Here is a 17,471-nt window from a genome sequence, read left to right as displayed (position 1 = left end):
AGCCGCGTGCGCGTCACCGGGAGTCGCTGGTATGGGCGTGTGGTGGCGGCTAGAGCTCCGGCGTGTAGGTCGGCAGGTCCTTGCCGTTCTTCCAGTGCTTGAGCAGTGCCCCCGCCAGTTCCCGGTAGGCGAGCGCACCCTTGTTCTTCCGGCCGGCCAGCACCGACGAGCCCGATGCGCTGGCCTCGGCGAATCGCACAGTGCGCGGTATCGGCGGCGCCAGCACCGGCAGCTCGTAGCGGTCGACGACGTCGAAGAGAACGTCACGGCTGTGGGTGGTCCTGGAGTCGTACAGGGTCGGCAGCGCACCCAGCAGCTTGAGGTCCGGGTTGGTGATGGCCTGCACGTCGGACACCGTCCGCAGGAATTGGCCCACCCCGCGGTGCGCCAGCGTCTCGCACTGCAACGGCACGATGACCTCGTCGGCGGCGGTCAACCCGTTGAGGGTGAGCACCCCGAGCGACGGCGGACAATCGATCAGCACCACGTCATAGGTGCCGGTCAGCTTAGCCAGCGCGCGTTTGAGAGCATGTTCGCGACCGGCTCGCATGAGCAGCATCGCCTCCGCCCCGGCGAGGTCGATGTTGGCCGGCAGCAACGCCATCCCCTCCGGCGTATCCACCAGCGCCGCATCCGGTTCCACCTCGCCTAGCAGTACTTCGTGCACCGAGACCGGCAACTTGTCGGGATCGTGGCCCATCGAGAACGTCAACGACCCCTGGGGGTCCAGATCGACGAGCAGCACCCGCTTGCCGCTTTCCGCCATCGCAGCACCCAACGACGCAACCGTCGTGGTTTTGGCGACCCCACCCTTTTGATTGGCGACCGCAAGTACTCGCGTCACGGGTGCCATCCTGACACGTGCAAGACCCTGACACACGGACGTCCGGCAGAATCGACGGGTGTGAGCCTGACCGACCATCGAGTTCTGCTGATCCGCCACGGTGAGACGGAGTGGTCGCGTTCGGGACGGCACACCAGCCGTACCGACCTGGAACTGACCGAAACCGGTCGTGAGCAGGCCATTCGGACGGCCGAGGCGCTCGACCGGCTAACGCTCGACAATGCGCTGGTGATCAGCAGCCCTCGACGGCGGGCCCTCGACACCGCGAGACTGGCCGGCCTGACCGTCGACGAGGTGTCCGAGTTGCTCGTCGAGTGGGACTACGGCGACTACGAAGGCCGCACAACGCCCGAGATCCGTGAATCCGACCCCGACTGGCTGGTGTGGACGCATGGTTGTCCCGGCGGCGAGAGTGTCGAGGACGTCAGCGCACGTGCCGAGCGTGCGGTGGAGATGGCGCTTATGCACCTCGAGACCCGCGACACCATCTTCGTCGGACACGGTCACTTCTTCCGGGCGGTGATCGCCCGCTGGGCGGAGCTGCCGCTGCAGGACGGGATCCGGTTCGCGATGGTGGCGGCATCGATTGCGGTGTGCGGATGGGAGCACGGAGTACGCCAGATCAGCGCGTTGGCGCTGACAGGTTATCCGCATCCGTGCATGCCGACGTGACCACGGCGAGGGGCACCGAGCCGACCTTCGTCCTGACCGGAGCCGACGGCGTCGTGCTGGCCGACGGCGTCCACACGCCGTACCCCTCGCTGCCCGAGGCGCGCGCCGCACTGGCGGCCGGTGCCACTCCGATGTTGCTGGGCGCCTTGCCTTTCGACTTGTCGTCCCCGGCCGCGCTGTTCCGCCCGCGAGACGTCCGCTTCCTCGCTGTGCTGCCGGATTGGCCTACCGTCGCCCTGCCGCAGGTGCGGATCGCCGAGTTTCGACCCGCACCGCGGGAGCACCGCAGCCGCGTCGCCTCCGCGGTGCGCGCACTCAACGACCCCGCCACCGGACTGCACAAAGTTGTCCTCGCGCGGGCCTTGCACCTCACCGCCGACGCACCGCTTCAAACCCGGACCCTGCTGCGGCGCCTGGCCGCCGACGACGCGAGCGCCAACGCGTATCTGGTCGACCTCAGCGCGGCCGGAGACCACCACCGCGGGGGCGCCCTCATCGGCGCCAGCCCCGAACTCCTGGTCGCCCGGCGTGGCGACGTCGTGACGTGCCAACCGTTCGCCGGTTCCGCGCCGCGCTTCGCCGACCCCACGGCCGACCGGGCCAGCGGCGCCAGCCTCGCCGAGTCGGCCAAGGACCGCCATGAGCATGCGATCGTGGTCGACGAGGTGCGCAAGGCCCTGGACCCCTTCTGCGTGGACGTGCAGATCGCGCCGACACCGCACCTCAGCGCGACCGCCGCCGTCTGGCACCTGAGCACCGAGGTCACCGGCCGACTGCGCGAAACGACCACCACCGCCTTGGATCTCGCTGTCGCACTGCACCCGACCCCGGCGGTCGGCGGCGTCCCCACCGACCTCGCCGCCGCACTGATCAAGCGGCTGGAAGGCGACCGCGGCTTCTACGCCGGCGCCGTGGGATGGTGCGACGCGGCGGGCGACGGCCGTTGGGTGGTGTCCATCCGGTGCGCACAGCTGTCCGCCGACCGGCTCAGCGCCGCGGCGCACTCCGGCGGCGGCATCGTCGCCGAATCGGATCCGGACCAGGAAGTCGCTGAGACCACAACGAAATTCACCACGATCCTCTCCGCACTGGGGGTTGCCCGATGACAGTGACCATCCGCCGGGTCGAGCCCGGTGACGAGGTGCAGCTCACCGCGATGGTGCACGAGCTGGCCGCGTTCGAACGCGCGTCGGCCGAGTGCACCGTGACCGAACAGCAGATGCGCGACGCGCTCTTTGGCTCCGAGCCCCGCGTCTACGGGCACCTGGTGGAGGTCGACGGTGCGGCCGCCGCCGGTGCCCTGTGGTTTTACAACTTCTCGACCTGGGACGGCGTGGCCGGCATCTACCTCGAGGATCTCTTCGTCAGACCGAGGCACCGTCGCCACGGTCTGGCCCGCGCCTTGCTCTCGACGCTGGCACGCGAATGCGTCACCAATGGTTACAGCAGGCTGTCTTGGGCGGTGCTCGACTGGAACGAGAACGCGATTGCTCTCTACGACGCCGTCGGCGGCAACCCGCAGGCCGACTGGATCACCTACCGGGTGTCGGGTCCGGAATTGTCGGCGCTGGCCGGCTCCTGAGCGCCGAGCCACTGCAACGCCGACGGGCTGAACAGCAGCACCAGCGCGGTCAACGCAACAGCGGCGACGGGGATGCCGTATAACCACTGGTGCGATCCCACCGCGACGTACCACGTCACCGGCAGGAGCAATAGCTGGGCGAACACCGCGATGCCGCGGCCCCACCGCCGCCCAGTCCACAACGCCCACGCGGCGGCGACCACGGCGCCGCCGACGATCGCGAACCATGCAGCGGTGCCGAACTTGTTGAGTCCGGCCTCCTCCGCGCGGGAGAAACCGCTGACGAGATAGACCAGGGCGGCCACCACACCGGCGGCCCCTTCGAGGGCCACCAGCGCGGCCGCCTGACGCACGGTTGACGGAGCGGGAACGGGCACGACGTCGAGCCTAGATGTTCGCCGATAGGCTCATGCCTCGTGCGTGCCGTCCTGATCGTCAACCCGAACGCCACCTCGACCACCGCCGCCGGGCGCGACCTGCTCGCCCATGCCCTGGAAAGCCGCACGGAGCTGACCGTGGTCCACACCGACCACCGAGGTCACGCGATCGAGATCGCTCGAGAAGCTGCCGCCGACAGCGTCGATGTGCTGATCGTGCACGGCGGTGACGGCACCGTCAACGAGGTCGTCAACGGAGTCCTGCGCGAACGTGGCGGCGACGTCGGCGCACCGGCCGTCGGCGTCGTACCCGGCGGATCGGCCAATGTCTTCGCCCGCGCACTCGGCATCAGCCCCGACCCTATCGAGGCCACCAACCAGCTCGTCGACTTGCTCGGCGAGTACCGACGCACTGCGGTGTGGCGGCGCATCGGCCTGATGGACTGCGAGGAACGCTGGGCGGTGTTCACCGCGGGCCTGGGGGTCGACGGCGACGTGGTCGCCGCTGTGGAGGCGCAGCGGGCCAAAGGCCGGAAGGTCTCCGCGTCGCGCTACATCCGGGTCGCGGTGCGCGAGGTGCTCGCCAGCGTGCACAAGGAGCCGACACTGACGTTGCACATGCCCGACGTCGAGCCGATCGCCGGCGTGCACTTCGCATTCGTGTCGAACTCCAGCCCCTGGACCTACGCCAACGCCAGGCCGATCTGGACCAACCCGGGAACGACGTTCGAGAAGGGGTTGGGGGTGTTCGCCACCACGAGCATGAACGCGTGGGCGAATCTCCGCTTGGCCAGACAGATGTTCGCCCGCGTACCTGACCCGGTTGCGCGCCACCTCGTCCGCGACGACGACGTGGCGTGGGTCCGTATCACGTCCGAGGTGCCGGTGGCCTGCCAGATCGACGGGGATTACATCGGCCCGCGCGAAGCCATGACGTTCACCTCGGTGCCCGACGTCCTGAGCGTGGTTGCGCCGGCGATTGAATCCCTCTGACTGGGGATGTAGGTTGCCCGGGAAAGATTTTGGGCGCAAGTGTGTTGAGTCTAGTACGACGGGGTAAGCGGAGGTCTAACGCGACTGCCTAGTGACATTGCCCACGTGTTAACGCGCTTCCCTTGACATCCGTCGAGCCTGTGAAAACATCGGATGCAACAGTGCAGAAACAATTCGTGTGCACGCGTTAACAGCCGAACAAAAGCTCGTGCGCTCTGCTGCGCACATAGTGAGGAGTGAACCAATGGATTGGCGTCATAAGGCCGTCTGTCGCGACGAGGATCCGGAGCTGTTCTTCCCGGTGGGGAACAGCGGGCCGGCACTCGCGCAGATCGCCGACGCGAAGCTCGTATGCAACCGCTGCCCCGTCACCACCGAGTGCCTGAGCTGGGCTTTGGAGTCTGGTCAGGACGCCGGTGTGTGGGGTGGCATGAGCGAGGACGAGCGTCGTGCCCTAAAGCGTCGCAATGCCCGCACCAAGGCCCGCAGCGGAGTCTGACCGCTTCGACACATCAGTGAGGGCCCCGGCGGAAGTCGGGGCCTTTACTATGTCCGGAACCACTATGTCCGGAACCACTATGTCCGGAACCACAATCTCAAACTCGCCGATCCGGTCCCGTCGGTTCGCTTTTCAGCGAGACGATCGACCGCGGCTCGGCCGCCGGACCCTACTGCGCGGCTCGGCCGCCGGACCCTACTGCGCGGCTCGGCCGCCGGACCCTACTGCGCGGCTCGGCCGCCGGACCCTACTGCGCGGCTCGGCCGCCGGACCCTACTGCGCGGCTCGGCCGCGGCGGCCGACCGGGACCCTCAACACCACATCCGTGCCCCCGCCGGGCACGTCATGCATCCCGAGCGATCCGTCCAGCTCCGCCGACACCAGCGTCCGCACGATCTGCAATCCCAGCCGATCCGACTTCTCCAGGCTGAACCCGGCCGGCAGGCCGCGCCCGTCGTCGTGCACCACCACGTCGAGCCACCGCGCTGAGCGCTCGGCGCGAATCGTGACACTGCCCTGAGTGGTGTTGACGTCGAACGCGTGCTCGATGGCGTTCTGCGCCAATTCGGTGATCACCATGATCAGCGCCGTCGCGCGGTCGGCGTCGAGCACGCCGAGATCGCCCTCACGGGTGATCCGGATCGGCGGGCCGACGCTGGCGACGTCGTTCATGATCGGCAGGATGCGGTCGACGACCTCGTCGAGGTTGACCTCCTCGTCCACCGACATCGACAGCGCGTCGTGCACCTGGGCGATCGACGACACCCGCCGGACGGACTCCATCAGGGCCTCGCGCCCCTCGGTGTTGTTGGTTCGGCGGGCCTGCAGCCGCAGCAACGCCGCCACCGTCTGCAGGTTGTTCTTCACCCGGTGGTGGATCTCACGAATCGTGGCATCCTTCGACAGCAACGCACGGTCGCGCCGCTTCACCTCCGTGACGTCGCGGATCAGCACGGCCGCGCCCACCGCCGCGCCGTGCACCACCAGCGGCATGGTGCGCAGTAGCACCGCCGCGCCGCCGGCATCCACCTCCATGCGCATGCTGGATCCACCCGCGAGCGAGTCGCGGACATGGTTGGCCAGTTCGTGCGCCTCGAACGGGTCGGAGATGAGCGGACGCGTCACCGCCACCAGGTTTTGGCCCTCTAGGTCGGCGTTCAGCCCCATCCGGTGATAGGCCGAGATCGCGTTGGGGCTGGCGAACACCACGTCGCCGGCGCCGTCCAACCGGATGAAACCGTCCCCCACCCGCGGGCTGGAGCGTGACATGGCAAGGTCACCGACATTGGGGAAGGTGCCCTCGGAGAGCATGATCAGCAGATCGCCGGCGCAGTCCAGGTAGGCGACCTCGAGCGGGCTCGCCGTCCGACGAGCCGCGAGCGTGGTCTGATGGGTCAGCACCGCGACGACGTCCTCCCGGTACCGCACCGGCACCGCTTCGACGTTCAGCCCGGGCGCGTTATTCTGCGCGGCCGGCCCTTCCCGGCCGATGATGCCGGACTCGAAGGTGGCCGTGACCAACGGCATGGCGTCGGGGATCGTGGTGGTGCCCACCGCGTCGGCGAGCAGCACGGTGGGCGCGGTGTTGGGCCGCACCTGGGCCACGCAGACCAGCACGCCGTCGTCGCGGCGCACCCACATCAGGTAGTCGGCGAAGGACAGATCGGCCAGCAGCTGCCACTCCCCGACCACGGCATGCAGATGGTCGACGGCGTTGCCGGGCAGCACGGTGTGATCTGCGAGCAGATCACCGAGGGTGGACATATCAACCTACCGGGGGGCGCCGAATGCGCTAGCTGATCACCGCGATGAGGTGACCGGCCTGGATGACGTCGCCCTCCGACACATTGACCTTCGTCACCGTGCCGGCCACCTCGGCGAGCACCGGGATCTCCATCTTCATGGACTCGAGCAGCACAACGGTGTCGCCCTCGCCGACCTGATCGCCTTCGTGGACCACGACCTCGAGCACACTGGCCACGATCTCCGCGCGAACATCCTCGGCCATCTCCACCCCACTCAGTGTCTGCTGTTGACGCTCTATCGAACCACAACCCCGGGCCGTCCGAGCACTCGCCGGGGCGTGAGACAATGGCATGCAACCGCCCCGCCTGCTGCGGGTTGGACAGTCCGCGACCATACGGAGGTACCCCCATGGCCAAGCGAGGCCGCAAGAAGCGCGACCGCAAGAACACGAAGGCGAACCACGGCAAGCGGCCCAACGCCGGTTCGAAGTCGGTCCGCTGACCGTACTCACGAAACTACGGTTATGCGGGTTCTCGGTCGAAAACCCGCAAAGACCGTAGTTTCGCTGTTTCTGCCGTCACCTTCGGTAGATCGTCGTGCGGCTGATCTCGATGCGGAGCCGCTCCCGTAAACGGTCCGGCGCCTTGTCACCGCCGCACTTCGCGGCGATCAGCCGTTTGACCCGTTCCTCCACGCCGTAATGGCGCAGGCACGCGGGGCATTCCTCGAGATGGTGTTTGAGTTTGTCACGCGTCTCCGGAGTGCACTCCCCGTCGAGCAGCGTCCAGACCTCGGCAATGACGGCGGCGCACTCGGGATGCTCCGGGTCGACCGAGCCGACCGGCGGGGCCCACCGCTCTTCGTCAGTCACGACGACACCTCCTCGGGTGCTTGCGCACCGCGGATGAACCCGCGGTCGCGAGCGACATCTGCGAGCAGCTCACGAAGCTGCTTACGGCCGCGGTGCAACCGCGACATCACGGTCCCGATGGGCGTATCCATGATCTCCGCGATCTCCTTGTACGGGAATCCTTCGACGTCGGCGTAGTACACCGCCATCCGGAATTCCTCCGGAAGTGCCTGCAGCGCCGCCTTGATCTCCGTGTCGGGCAGCGCTTCAAGCGCCTCGACCTCGGCAGACCGCAGACCCGTCGATGAATGTTCGGCATTCGCCGCGAGCTGCCAGTCCGTGATCTCCTCGGTGGGGTACTCCGACGGCTGGCGCTGCTTCTTGCGGTAGCTGTTGATGTAGGTGTTGGTCAGGATGCGGTACAGCCACGCCTTGAGGTTGGTGCCCTCCCGGAATGAACGGAACCCGGCATAGGCCTTGACCATGGTCTCCTGCAGCAGATCCTCGGCGTCGGCGGGATTGCGCGTCATGCGGAGCGCACCGCCGTAGAGCTGATCCAGCAGCGGAATCGCATCGCGCTGGAAACGTGTGGTCAGCTCGGCGTCGGATTCTGCTCGTTCGGCCGCCGATCCGTCGATGCCGGTCATCGTGGTCGACACCGTCCCTTCTGTCGCGGCGCCCTCGAGCAGGCCCGGCAGATCCACCGGACGTTCCAGGCAGGCCGTTGGCACCAGAGTCCCTTCGTTGATCCTAGAGGCTGTGACCGACGCATTCTCGGCTGCGTGTGCATCCGAAGCCGTTCCCAACAACAGCAGGACCGCGCACTGTTGTTCCCGGCAGCCTCTAAGCTGACCCGCCTGCGCGCAGCAGCGCCGGCCGTCGCCGCTCTCATCTCCGACGGGGCGCCACCCGGCGTCGCGCGGTATTGACACCACCCGCGGGCCGGTTCCTACGGCGACCAGGCCATCGGGGAACTCGCCCGACCCGCCGAGATACCAATTGAGTTACTCGGCCTGGTAGATGATCCCGCGTCCGATCGCCGCACGGACGGTCGGCAGCGCCGCGGCGGCCAACGCCCCGGCGTCGACGTCGTGGAAGGCGGCCAGCAGGTCGATCAGTGTGCCCAGCGGCACCTCGCCGCGGCACCCGGCCAGCAGCGCGCGCGCCACCTCGTCGACGCCGAGCACCGCCCCCGGACCACCCGGGCGGCGGACCGCCGCGCCGACCACCTGCCAGCCGTCGGGCCCGGGCAGTGACTGCTCGTCGAGGAACACTGGCGCCGTGGACAGTCGGGCGGCGAGCAGGTCCTCATCGTCGTTGTGGTGGAGATAGTCGCGGCGGGCGAAGAACGCGTCGACCTCCGGGCCGGTGACGACCTCGTCGGCTGCGGCGATCTCCTCCAGGATGTGTTCGGGCGGGCGTTGCTCGCCGGCCCGCGGGGCACGCAGGGCGATCATGCCCATGCCGATCGCGGTGATGTCCTCTGCGGCGAACCAGTCCAGCCACTCGCCGCCCCGCCGGGCCGCCTCCTCCGCCGGTTCGCCGGCGTCGGAGGTCCACAGGGTGACGTAGCTGACCGGATCGGCGAGTTCACGCTGCACCACCCACGCGTGCAGGGCGGTGTCCGCGAGCCAACCCCGCACACGCTGGCGCCAGTCCTCGCCGTCACGCACGATCCAGTTCGCCAGGACATGCGCGGTGCCGCCCGGTTCGAGATGATCTGCGACCTGTTCGATCAGGCTGCGACACAAAGCGTCCCCGGCCATACCGGAATCGCGGTAGATGTAGTGGCGGGCACCGGCACCCACCACGAAGGGCGGATTGGACACGACCAGGTCGAAGCGTTCGCCGGCAACCGGCTCGAACAGGTTGCCGCAGCGCAGGTCCCACGACATCCCGTTGAGGCGAGCGGTCGCGGCGGCCAGCGCCAGCGCCCGCTCGTTGGTGTCGGTCGCGACGATCTCGGCGCTGTGCGCATCGAGGTGCAACGCCTGTATTCCGCAGCCGGTGCCGAGATCCAGTGCGCGCCCGACAGGCCCGCGCACCACCGCCCGAGCCAGCGACACCGACGCACCACCGATACCGAGGACGTGGTCGCGCCGCACGGCGCCCGCGCGCAGTGCGGAATCCAGATCCGAGACGACCAGGAGGTCCCGTTGCCCGTCACCATGCGGGCGGATGTCGAGTGCGGCGCGCACCATCTCTTGCGACGTGGCCGACAGGACACCGTTGGCGATCAACGCGTCGACCCCGGCGGTCGGCAACGCCGCCTCCACCCGGCCTCGCGGTTCGTCGGCGCCCAGCAGGAACAGCCGCACCAGCACGGCCAGGGCCTGGTGACGTGGCCCGGCCCGGTCCGTCGCCCGCAGGGCGGGCCACCACACTCCGCGGGCGAATGCCGACTCGGCATCCGCGCCGAGCAACTGCGCCACGGCATCGGTGGTGTACCCGGCGCCCCGCAGGTCGGCGCCGAGGTCGTCGACGACGGCGGTGGAGTGCAGCGGCGTCGACTTCGACGGTCCACTCAAAGCAGCGTGACCTGTTCGGGCCCGGGCTCGGCCGGCGCAATCAACTCAGCGCCGTTGTTTCGCACGTCGTTCACCAGCCGGGACACCTCGCGAACCTCGATGCGGTCGAGGTCTCCGTGACCGCGGAGCAACCCCTCGTCGATCGCGGCGTCCGGGTCGAGCCAGCGGTCCCAGTCCTCGGCGCTGATGGTCAGTGGCATGCGGTCGTGGATCTCGGCGAGCGGTCCTGCGGCGTCGGTGGTGATGATCGCGCAACTCAGCAGCGGCGGTGCCTCTTTCGGTGCGTCCTTCGGCCGCCACGTGGTCCACAGCCCCGCCATGAACAACGGTTCCCCGTCGGCGCCGGACATGAAGAACGGGGTCTTCGCCGCCTTCTTCTTCCCGCCGTCGGCGGCGTTCGGCCGCCATTCGTACCAACCGTCCATCGGCACCAGACAGCGCCTGCTCTTCGCCGAACTGCGAAATGCAGGCGACCTGGTCACCTTGTCGGCACGCGCGTTGATGAGCAGTGGGCCTTTGTTGTCCGGTGCGCCGCCCTCACCGCCCTTCACCCACGGTGGGATGAGCCCCCACCGCATCGACCGTAGGCGGCGAGTCGCCTCGTCATCGGGGCCGCTGTGCCGCTTTACCACCGTGCTGACCGTGGTGGTCGGAGCGACGTTGTAGTTCGGCCCGCTGTCGTGCGGTGCGGCGTTCGTCTCGTCGATCGCCTTGATCTTCTCGGCCAGCAGGGCTGGGTCGGTGGTCACTGCGAAACGTCCACACATACCTCCGATAGTGGCACGGCGAGCCGACAAGGCAGGATGGACGCGGTGAGCAATTGGCCGGCCCCTTCGACGCCGACCCCCGTGCATGCGACGTTGACCATCCCCGGTTCCAAATCGCAGACCAATCGGGCCCTGGTGCTCGCGGCGCTGGCCACCCCGCAGGGCACCTCCACGATCAGCGGTGCACTGCGCAGCCGCGATACCGACCTGATGATCGGCGCCCTGCAGACGCTGGGGTTCGAGGTGCAGTGCGTCGACACCATCGACTGCGAGCTGCGCGTCAGCGGTCGGCTGTCGCCTGCCGCGGGCGCCCGGGTGGACTGCGGCCTCGCCGGAACGGTGCTGCGGTTTCTACCGCCGGTGGCGGCGCTGAGCACCGCAACCGTGGAGTTCGACGGTGACGAGCAGGCCCGCGCCCGCCCGATCGCGCCGCTGTTGGCGGGGTTGCAGGGCCTCGGCGTGCGGATCGACGGCGACGGCCTGCCCTTCCGGGTGCGCGGCGAGGGGTCGGTCGCCGGCGGCACCGTCGAGATCGACGCGTCGGCCTCATCGCAGTTCGTCTCCGGGCTCATGCTGTCGGGAGCCGCTTTCCGCGACGGCCTGACGATCGTGCACACCGGTGAGTCGGTGCCGTCGGCGCCGCACGTGGCGATGACGGTCGCCATGCTGCGCGACGCTGGCGTCGAGGTCGACGACACCACGGCCAACCGGTGGACCGTGCTACCCGGACCCGTCGCCGCCCGGCACTGGACCATCGAACCCGACCTGTCCAATGCGGTGCCGTTCCTCGCCGCCGGGGTGGTCAGTGCCGGCGCGGTCCGGGTCACCGGCTGGCCGGCGGTGAGCAACCAGCCCGCCGACGCCATCCTGGACATCCTGGCGAAGGTCGGTGCGGTGGTACGCCAGACCGAGTCGTATCTCGAGGTCCGGGGCACCCGGCAGTACGACGGGTTCGAGGTGGACCTGCACGACGTCGGTGAGCTCACCCCTGCGGTCGCCGCCCTCGCGGTAGTGGCCACCCCCGGAGCGGTGTCCCGGCTGCGCGGCGTCGCGCACCTGCGCGGCCACGAGACCGACCGGCTCGCCGCGCTGAGCGCCGAGATCAACGGGCTCGGCGGACAGTGCGAGGAGATCGACGACGGCCTGGTGATCACCGCCACGCCACTGCACGGGGGGGTCTGGCACTCCTACGCCGACCACCGGATGGCGATGGCCGGCGCCATCGTCGGGTTGCGCACCCCTGGCGTCGAGATCGAGGACATCGCCACCACCGCAAAGACGTTGCCCCAGTTTCCGCAGATGTGGGCGGACATGCTCGCGGGGCAGACGGCCACCGACCCCGAGGCAGGCGCTTGAGCCCTCGCGAGTACGACGAGTCAGACGTGCGGGTGCGGCCGGGTCGGGGCACGCGTCCGCGGACGAAGACTCGACCGGAGCACGCCGACGCCCGCAGCGCCATGGTGGTGAGCGTCGACCGTGGCCGCTGGGGCTGTGCGCTCGACCGTGACCCGGAGCAGGTGGTGACGGCGATGCGGGCGCGCGAGTTGGGCCGCACCCCGATCGTCGTCGGCGACGACGTCGAGTTGGTCGGTGACCTGACCAGGCGACCCGACACGCTGGCGCGCATCGTGCGCCGCGGCGAACGGCGAAGCGTATTGCGCCGCACCGCAGACGACACCGATCCCACCGAACGGGTGGTGGTCGCCAACGCCGACCAACTGCTCATCGTCGTGGCGCTGGCCGATCCACCGCCGCGGACGGGGTTCGTCGAACGCGCTTTGATCGCCGCCTACGCCGGCGGGCTGACTCCGATCCTGTGCCTGACCAAGGCCGATCTCGCCCCGGCCGAGCCGTTCGCCGCCCAGTTCACCGGCCTCGACGTCACCGTGATCACCGCGGGCCGCGACGACGCCCTCGACGACGTCATGCCACTGCTGACAGGACAGGTCACCGTGCTGCTCGGCCATTCCGGTGTCGGCAAGTCAACACTGGTCAATCGCCTTGTGCCGCAGGCCCACCGAGCGATCGGCGAGGTGAGCGGCGTCGGCAAGGGCCGACACACCTCGACACAATCGGTCGCGCTGCCGCTGGCCGGCGACGGTTGGGTGGTCGACACGCCCGGCATCCGCTCCTTCGGCCTCGCCCACATCGCACCCGACGACGTGCTGCTCGCATTCTCCGACCTCGCCGAGGCCATCACCGAATGCCCTCGCGGCTGCGGCCACATGGGCCCACCCGCCGACCCGGAATGTGCGCTGGACGACCTCACCGGCGCGGCCGCCGGCCGCGTCGGTGCAGCGCGTCACCTGCTGGGCGCACTCAACGACACATGACCGGCCGACATCTGGTGCGCCGGCTCCTGGGGTGCGGTGACCACGTCAGCGACGTCGACTGCGGGGCTGGGGCGACCACGGCCATCCTCGTCGACACCGCAGGCCTTCGTGATCGTCCACGAACCCCACAGCACCCGGACAGGAGAGTGACGAAGGTCCGCGACGTGTGTGGGGTCGCACGAACCGGGCACACCAACCCTGTCTATGCAACTACGTCAGGATGCAACTACGTCAGAAGGAGGCTCGACCTTGAGCACCGTTCCCACCGTCAGCTTGAACGACGGCGCCTCGATCCCGCAATTGGGGTTCGGCGTCTACCAGATCAAACCCGACGAGACGGCGAACGCGGTGAAAACCGCGCTCGACATCGGCTACCGCCACATCGACACCGCCGAGATGTACCAGAACGAGCGCGGGGTCGGCGAGGGCATCCGCAACGCCGGTGTCGACCGCGCCGAGGTCTTCGTCACGAGCAAGCTCAACAACGGGTTCCACCGTCCCGACGACGCCCGCCGCGCGTTCGACAAGACCTTGAGCGAGTTGGGCTTCGACTACGATGACGGGTACGTCGACCTGTTCCTCATCCACTGGCCGTTGCCGACTCGGTACGACGGCGACTTCGTCTCGACGTGGCAGACACTCGAGGAGTTCAAGAAAGACGGCCGCGCCAGCAGCATCGGGGTGTCGAACTTCCAGGTCCACCATCTTGAGCGCCTCGCCCGTGAGACCGAGACGGTCCCCGCCGTGAACCAGATCGAGCTGCACCCCTACTTCCTCAACGACGCGGTGCGCACCTACGGCAGGCAACATGGCATCGCCACCGAAGCGTGGTCGCCGATCGCGCAGGGCCAGGTGCTCCACGATTCGACGGTCACCCGCATCGCCGAGGCGAGCGGAAAGTCGCCCGCACAGGTGGTGTTGCGCTGGCACATCCAGCGTGGCGACATCATCTTCCCGAAATCAGTTACCCCTCAACGCATTCAGCAGAACTTCGACCTCTTCGACTTCGAGCTGGGCGATGCGGACGTCGATGCGCTGTCGGGTCTCGACAAGCGTGAGCTGGGTCGGATCGGCCCGAACCCGGACACGTTCGACTACATCCCCGACTGACCCCACGACGTCGAAAACTGTGGGGTGGACCGCCCATCTGAAAACCGATGGCCGATCTCCCCGCAGTTTCGAAGCGTTAAGCGGCGAGTTTCCCGCGAGACTCACGCTTCTCGCGACGGCGAGCGCGGGCTACGGCGATGGAGGACTTGAGTCCGCGCCGCTGACCCGGTTCGAGGTCGGCGAACATCCGCTCGCTGCGGGTCTCGGGGGCGTTGTCAGCGGTGTCGCGCAGGTACTTGTCCGGCAGCGACAGCTTGGCGATGGTGCGCCAACTCTTGCCGTACTGCACCAGGAACGACCCTGTCGTGTAAGGGAGGTCGTACTTGTCGCAAACCTCCTGGACACGATGCGAGATCTCGTGCAGCCGGTTGCTGGGCAGGTCCGGATACAGGTGGTGCTCGATCTGATGGCACAGGTTGCCGCTCATGAAGCGCAGCAGCCAGCCGCCGGTGAAGTTGGCGCTGCCCAGCATCTGGCGCAGGTACCACTGCCCTTTGGACTCACCGGCCATGTCGGTCTTGGTAAATTTCTCGGCACCGTCGGGGAAGTGCCCGCAGAAGATCACCGCGTTCGCCCACACGTTGCGGATGACGTTGGCCACCGCGTTCGCCGTCAGGGTGGACCGGTACGTCGCACCCGGCGACAAGGCTGTGACCGCCGGCCAGGCCACGTAGTCCTTGGCCAGCTGCGCACCTGCCTTGGTGGCGAATTCACGCACGCGTTTCTTGCTTTCGTCGCGGTTGTCACGACCCTTGAAGATCTTTCCGAGTTCCACGTGCTGTAAGCCGACCCCCCACTCGAATCCGAGGGCGAGGATGGTGTTGTACACCAGGTTGCCGAGGTTGAACGGCTTCCACTTGACGTCGCGGGTGACCCGGATCAAGCCGTAGCCCACGTCGTCGTCCATCCCGAGGATGTTGGTGTACTTGTGGTGCATGAAATTGTGGGTGAACCGCCAGTGCTTGGAGGCCCCGCCCATGTCCCACTCCCACGTCGAGGAGTGGATCTCGGGATCGTTCATCCAATCCCACTGACCGTGCATGACGTTGTGACCGATCTCCATGTTCTCGATGATCTTGGCCACGCCCAGCGTCGTGGTGCCGGCCCACCAGGCCGACCGTCGGGAGCTCGCGGCCAGCATCAACCGGCCGGCCACCTCGAGCGCACGCTGCGCCGCTATCGTGCGGCGGATATAGCGCGCGTCGCGCTCACCGAGGGAGTCTTCGATGTCCTGCCTGATCGCGTTGAGTTCGACTCCCAGGCTCTCGATGTCGGCGTCGGTGAGATGTGCGAATTCAGGTACCTCTGTGATTGCCATCTTGGCGCCTCCTTCCTCTTACCTACGGTAGCGTAACCTACGTAGTCGTAGGTTACCAGTTGGTAACCACTAAACGTCCAGAACGCAATTACCGGATGCGGCCGACACGCAGGTCTGGATGCGGTTGCCGGCTTCGTGTTCGGCGCCGGTCCGGAGGTCGCGGACGTGGCCGTCGAGCAGGCCGACGACACAGGACTGGCAGATACCCATTCGGCAACCGAACGGCATCTGGATGCCGACCTCCTCGCCGGCGTCCATCAGCGAGGTGGCGGCATCTGCCTCGATGGTCTTGCCGCTTCGCGCGAACGAGACCGTGCCCCCCCGGCCGTGCGGCGCCGCCTTGGTCACCGCGAACCGCTCCAGATGCAGACCGTCGGCGATGCCGGCCTGCTGCCAGGTGTTCTCCGCGTCGTTGAGCATGCCCTCGGGCCCGCATGCCCAGGTCTGGCGCTCACGCCAGTCGGGAACCAGCTCATCGAGCCGGGAAAGGTTCAGGCGCCCCTGCGTGCGGGTGGTGCGCAGGTGCAGGCGGTAGCCGTCGTGGCTGCCCTCCAGAGCCGCCAACTCGCCCCCGAACATGGCGCCGGCGGCCGTCGGCGCGGAGTGCACGTGGACGACGTCGGTGATCTGGTCGCGCCGCACGAGCGTGCGCAGCATCGACACCACCGGCGTGATGCCGGAGCCCCCGGTCAGGAACAAAACCTTGGCCGGAGCCGGGTCTGGCATGACGAAGTTGCCCTGCGGGGCCGCCAACCGCACGATCGTGCCAGGCGCCACCCCGCCGACGAGGTGCGTCGACAGGAAGCCCTCGGGCATGGCCTTGACTGTGATGGTGATGGTGCGGCCCCCGCTGCGCGGGCTGGAGGTCAGCGAGTAGCTGCGCCACCGCCAGCGACCGTCCACCAGTAGGCCGATGCCGACGTACTGGCCGGGCTGGTAATCGAAGGTGAAACCCCACCCCGGCCTGATCACCAGCGTGGCGGAGTCCTCGGTCTCCCGGCGGACATCGATGACGCGACCGCGCAACTCCCGCGCCGACCACAGCGGGTTGGCGAGCTGCAGGTAGTCGTCGGGCAGCAGCGGTGTGGTGATCCGGGCGGCGATGCTGCGCAGCGCGTTGAGAGCGGGGTGTTTGGCGGTGACGCGGGGGCGCATCGTGTCGGCGACTTTGGCCGAGACTTTGATCTGACTCTTGGCCATGAACCTACGGTACCGTAACCTACGGTCCCGTATCCAGTCTTAGAGCAGGTCGAGCAGGAAAGGCAGCTCCTGCGGGGCGTACCACGCCAAATCGTGGTCCTGCGCATCGCCGACGGTCAGTTCGGCGTCCTCGTCACCGAAGTCGGCGACGTCCACGGCGTTGACGGCGAGTCGGACCGCGCTCTCCGCGTCGGCGTTGTCCACATAGGCGGCGACCAGGTCGGAGTACGCCACGGGGCCGGTCAACCGCACCACGGCGTCGTCGAGGTCCGGCCGGGGCACCGCGCCCTCGACATCGGCGACGAGCACCGCCCGCCGCGGCGGCGGACCCGCGGCGCCGTCATCGGCGGCCAGCAGTCGCAGAGACGCCAGGGCGGCATTGCGCAGTGCCACCTCGGCCAGTTCATCGTCGTCGCCTTCGGCGTAGGCCTCACGCAGGGTCGGAGTGACCGCGAACGCGGTGCTGTTCACCGCGTGCATCGACCGGTCGGCGACGAACTGGGCGAGCATGGCCAGGGTCACCGGGATGTAGACGCGCATCCCGCGAGACTAGCTACCTGGCGTCGGGATCCTCTCCACCGAGACGATGAAGCCGCGCCAGCCCCACCACGACGTGCCAGCAGCAACGCGAACACCATGTTGATATCGACAG

Annotated in this window: 20 protein-coding genes; 9 read left to right on the top strand and 11 right to left on the bottom strand. The window is 68.2% G+C overall.

Translation table 11 applies throughout. The features are described from left to right. Positions 1-49: 49 nt before the first annotated feature. Complete coding sequence (locus G6N07_RS04745; protein ID WP_179959948.1) at positions 50-853, bottom strand: ParA family protein; 804 nt, start codon at positions 851-853, stop codon at positions 50-52. 51 nt (positions 854-904) lie between these two features. Here G6N07_RS04745 and G6N07_RS04740 point away from each other — a divergent pair, with 51 nt between their 5' ends. From G6N07_RS04740 to G6N07_RS04730, 3 genes are read left to right on the top strand one after another with little or no spacing between them, the layout of a single operon-like run. Then, on the top strand, positions 905-1,516 hold the full coding sequence (locus G6N07_RS04740) for an acid phosphatase (RefSeq protein WP_085190074.1): 612 nt from the start codon (positions 905-907) through the stop codon (positions 1,514-1,516). Beyond that, positions 1,513-2,622, top strand: coding sequence for an isochorismate synthase (locus G6N07_RS04735; RefSeq protein WP_235849686.1), 1,110 nt, complete (start codon positions 1,513-1,515; stop codon positions 2,620-2,622). The genes G6N07_RS04740 and G6N07_RS04735 overlap by 4 nt, the downstream gene beginning before the upstream one ends. Next, the gene (locus G6N07_RS04730; protein WP_085190079.1) at positions 2,619-3,098 is read left to right on the top strand and encodes a GNAT family N-acetyltransferase; all 480 of its coding nucleotides are present in this window, start codon (positions 2,619-2,621) and stop codon (positions 3,096-3,098) included. Before G6N07_RS04735 ends, G6N07_RS04730 begins: the two co-directional genes overlap by 4 nt. Here the strand turns inward: G6N07_RS04730 and G6N07_RS04725 are convergent. Then, entirely contained in the window at positions 3,053-3,475 is a 423-nt protein-coding gene (locus G6N07_RS04725; RefSeq protein WP_085190080.1) for a hypothetical protein, read from the bottom strand. The two genes, G6N07_RS04730 and G6N07_RS04725, sit on opposite strands and share 46 nt — an antisense overlap. A 39-nt stretch (positions 3,476-3,514) precedes the next feature. Here G6N07_RS04725 and G6N07_RS04720 point away from each other — a divergent pair, with 39 nt between their 5' ends. Together G6N07_RS04720 and whiB1 are read left to right on the top strand one after the other, a co-directional pair. After that, complete coding sequence (locus G6N07_RS04720; RefSeq protein ID WP_085190082.1) at positions 3,515-4,468, top strand: diacylglycerol/lipid kinase family protein; 954 nt, start codon at positions 3,515-3,517, stop codon at positions 4,466-4,468. A gap of 244 nt (positions 4,469-4,712) precedes the next feature. Further along, positions 4,713-4,967 (top strand): transcriptional regulator WhiB1, encoded by a 255-nt coding sequence (gene whiB1 / locus G6N07_RS04715; protein ID WP_011558794.1) that lies wholly within the window; start codon positions 4,713-4,715, stop codon positions 4,965-4,967. A 273-nt stretch (positions 4,968-5,240) separates the two neighbouring features. On the opposite strand, the gene G6N07_RS04710 is transcribed toward whiB1, so the two are convergent. Together G6N07_RS04710 and G6N07_RS04705 are read right to left on the bottom strand one after the other, a co-directional pair. Further along, the gene (locus G6N07_RS04710; RefSeq protein ID WP_085190084.1) at positions 5,241-6,731 is read right to left on the bottom strand and encodes a two-component system sensor histidine kinase PdtaS; all 1,491 of its coding nucleotides are present in this window, start codon (positions 6,729-6,731) and stop codon (positions 5,241-5,243) included. A 28-nt stretch (positions 6,732-6,759) separates the two neighbouring features. After that, positions 6,760-6,975, bottom strand: a complete 216-nt coding sequence (locus G6N07_RS04705) for a biotin/lipoyl-binding carrier protein (protein WP_085190300.1) — start codon at positions 6,973-6,975, stop codon at positions 6,760-6,762. 146 nt (positions 6,976-7,121) lie between these two features. Here G6N07_RS04705 and G6N07_RS20890 point away from each other — a divergent pair, with 146 nt between their 5' ends. Next, positions 7,122-7,214 (top strand): 50S ribosomal protein bL37, encoded by a 93-nt coding sequence (locus tag G6N07_RS20890; protein WP_099050200.1) that lies wholly within the window; start codon positions 7,122-7,124, stop codon positions 7,212-7,214. A gap of 76 nt (positions 7,215-7,290) precedes the next feature. Here G6N07_RS20890 and rsrA read toward each other — a convergent pair whose 3' ends face one another. The 4 genes from rsrA to G6N07_RS04685 all read right to left on the bottom strand — a co-directional run bounded on the left by rsrA (position 7,291) and on the right by G6N07_RS04685 (position 10,858). Then, positions 7,291-7,584, bottom strand: coding sequence for a mycothiol system anti-sigma-R factor (gene rsrA / locus G6N07_RS04700; RefSeq protein ID WP_085190086.1), 294 nt, complete (start codon positions 7,582-7,584; stop codon positions 7,291-7,293). Continuing rightward, positions 7,581-8,210, bottom strand: coding sequence for a sigma-70 family RNA polymerase sigma factor (locus G6N07_RS04695; RefSeq protein WP_179960021.1), 630 nt, complete (start codon positions 8,208-8,210; stop codon positions 7,581-7,583). The genes rsrA and G6N07_RS04695 overlap by 4 nt, the downstream gene beginning before the upstream one ends. Before the next feature lie 357 nt (positions 8,211-8,567). Then, a complete protein-coding gene (locus G6N07_RS04690) occupies positions 8,568-10,091 on the bottom strand; it encodes a DUF7782 domain-containing protein (protein ID WP_085190089.1) in 1,524 nt (507 codons plus the stop codon). After that, entirely contained in the window at positions 10,088-10,858 is a 771-nt protein-coding gene (locus tag G6N07_RS04685) for an SOS response-associated peptidase (protein ID WP_085190091.1), read from the bottom strand. Before G6N07_RS04685 ends, G6N07_RS04690 begins: the two co-directional genes overlap by 4 nt. Before the next feature lie 36 nt (positions 10,859-10,894). Here G6N07_RS04685 and aroA point away from each other — a divergent pair, with 36 nt between their 5' ends. The 3 genes from aroA to G6N07_RS04670 all read left to right on the top strand — a co-directional run bounded on the left by aroA (position 10,895) and on the right by G6N07_RS04670 (position 14,301). Further along, positions 10,895-12,214 carry a 3-phosphoshikimate 1-carboxyvinyltransferase gene (gene aroA / locus G6N07_RS04680; RefSeq protein WP_085190093.1) on the top strand — a complete coding sequence of 440 codons (1,320 nt, stop codon included), beginning with the start codon at positions 10,895-10,897 and terminating at the stop codon, positions 12,212-12,214. Further along, positions 12,211-13,191 (top strand): ribosome small subunit-dependent GTPase A, encoded by a 981-nt coding sequence (gene rsgA / locus G6N07_RS04675; RefSeq protein ID WP_085190095.1) that lies wholly within the window; start codon positions 12,211-12,213, stop codon positions 13,189-13,191. Before aroA ends, rsgA begins: the two co-directional genes overlap by 4 nt. A gap of 249 nt (positions 13,192-13,440) precedes the next feature. Continuing rightward, the gene (locus G6N07_RS04670; RefSeq protein WP_085190097.1) at positions 13,441-14,301 is read left to right on the top strand and encodes an aldo/keto reductase; all 861 of its coding nucleotides are present in this window, start codon (positions 13,441-13,443) and stop codon (positions 14,299-14,301) included. A gap of 76 nt (positions 14,302-14,377) precedes the next feature. On the opposite strand, the gene G6N07_RS04665 is transcribed toward G6N07_RS04670, so the two are convergent. The 3 genes from G6N07_RS04665 to G6N07_RS04655 form a co-directional block, all read right to left on the bottom strand. Then, a complete protein-coding gene (locus G6N07_RS04665; RefSeq protein WP_085190099.1) occupies positions 14,378-15,619 on the bottom strand; it encodes a fatty acid desaturase family protein in 1,242 nt (413 codons plus the stop codon). 69 nt (positions 15,620-15,688) lie between these two features. After that, positions 15,689-16,819 carry a ferredoxin reductase gene (locus G6N07_RS04660; protein ID WP_085190101.1) on the bottom strand — a complete coding sequence of 377 codons (1,131 nt, stop codon included), beginning with the start codon at positions 16,817-16,819 and terminating at the stop codon, positions 15,689-15,691. Between the two features lie 39 nt (positions 16,820-16,858). Beyond that, positions 16,859-17,359 (bottom strand): DUF6912 family protein, encoded by a 501-nt coding sequence (locus G6N07_RS04655; RefSeq protein WP_085190103.1) that lies wholly within the window; start codon positions 17,357-17,359, stop codon positions 16,859-16,861. Positions 17,360-17,471 lie beyond the last annotated feature (112 nt).

The sequence above is a fragment of the Mycolicibacterium doricum genome (genome assembly GCF_010728155.1).
Taxonomy (GTDB): domain Bacteria; phylum Actinomycetota; class Actinomycetes; order Mycobacteriales; family Mycobacteriaceae; genus Mycobacterium; species Mycobacterium doricum.
Note: the sequence above shows the minus strand (reverse complement) of the source record. Positions and strands in the feature narration are given on the sequence as shown.

What these genes read in the sequence shown, in the direction of transcription:
- G6N07_RS04745 (WP_179959948.1), bottom strand. Translation starts at nt 853, where the DNA reads ATGGCACCCGTGACGCGAGTACTTGCGGTCGCCAATCAAAAGGGTGGG.
- G6N07_RS04730 (WP_085190079.1), top strand. Translation starts at nt 2,619, where the DNA reads ATGACAGTGACCATCCGCCGGGTCGAGCCCGGTGACGAGGTGCAGCTC.
- whiB1 (WP_011558794.1), top strand. Translation starts at nt 4,713, where the DNA reads ATGGATTGGCGTCATAAGGCCGTCTGTCGCGACGAGGATCCGGAGCTG.
- G6N07_RS04710 (WP_085190084.1), bottom strand. Translation starts at nt 6,731, where the DNA reads ATGTCCACCCTCGGTGATCTGCTCGCAGATCACACCGTGCTGCCCGGC.
- G6N07_RS04705 (WP_085190300.1), bottom strand. Translation starts at nt 6,975, where the DNA reads ATGGCCGAGGATGTTCGCGCGGAGATCGTGGCCAGTGTGCTCGAGGTC.
- G6N07_RS20890 (WP_099050200.1), top strand. Translation starts at nt 7,122, where the DNA reads ATGGCCAAGCGAGGCCGCAAGAAGCGCGACCGCAAGAACACGAAGGCG.
- G6N07_RS04695 (WP_179960021.1), bottom strand. Translation starts at nt 8,210, where the DNA reads ATGACCGGCATCGACGGATCGGCGGCCGAACGAGCAGAATCCGACGCC.
- G6N07_RS04685 (WP_085190091.1), bottom strand. Translation starts at nt 10,858, where the DNA reads ATGTGTGGACGTTTCGCAGTGACCACCGACCCAGCCCTGCTGGCCGAG.
- aroA (WP_085190093.1), top strand. Translation starts at nt 10,895, where the DNA reads ATGGACGCGGTGAGCAATTGGCCGGCCCCTTCGACGCCGACCCCCGTG.
- G6N07_RS04665 (WP_085190099.1), bottom strand. Translation starts at nt 15,619, where the DNA reads ATGGCAATCACAGAGGTACCTGAATTCGCACATCTCACCGACGCCGAC.
- G6N07_RS04660 (WP_085190101.1), bottom strand. Translation starts at nt 16,819, where the DNA reads ATGGCCAAGAGTCAGATCAAAGTCTCGGCCAAAGTCGCCGACACGATG.
- G6N07_RS04655 (WP_085190103.1), bottom strand. Translation starts at nt 17,359, where the DNA reads ATGCGCGTCTACATCCCGGTGACCCTGGCCATGCTCGCCCAGTTCGTC.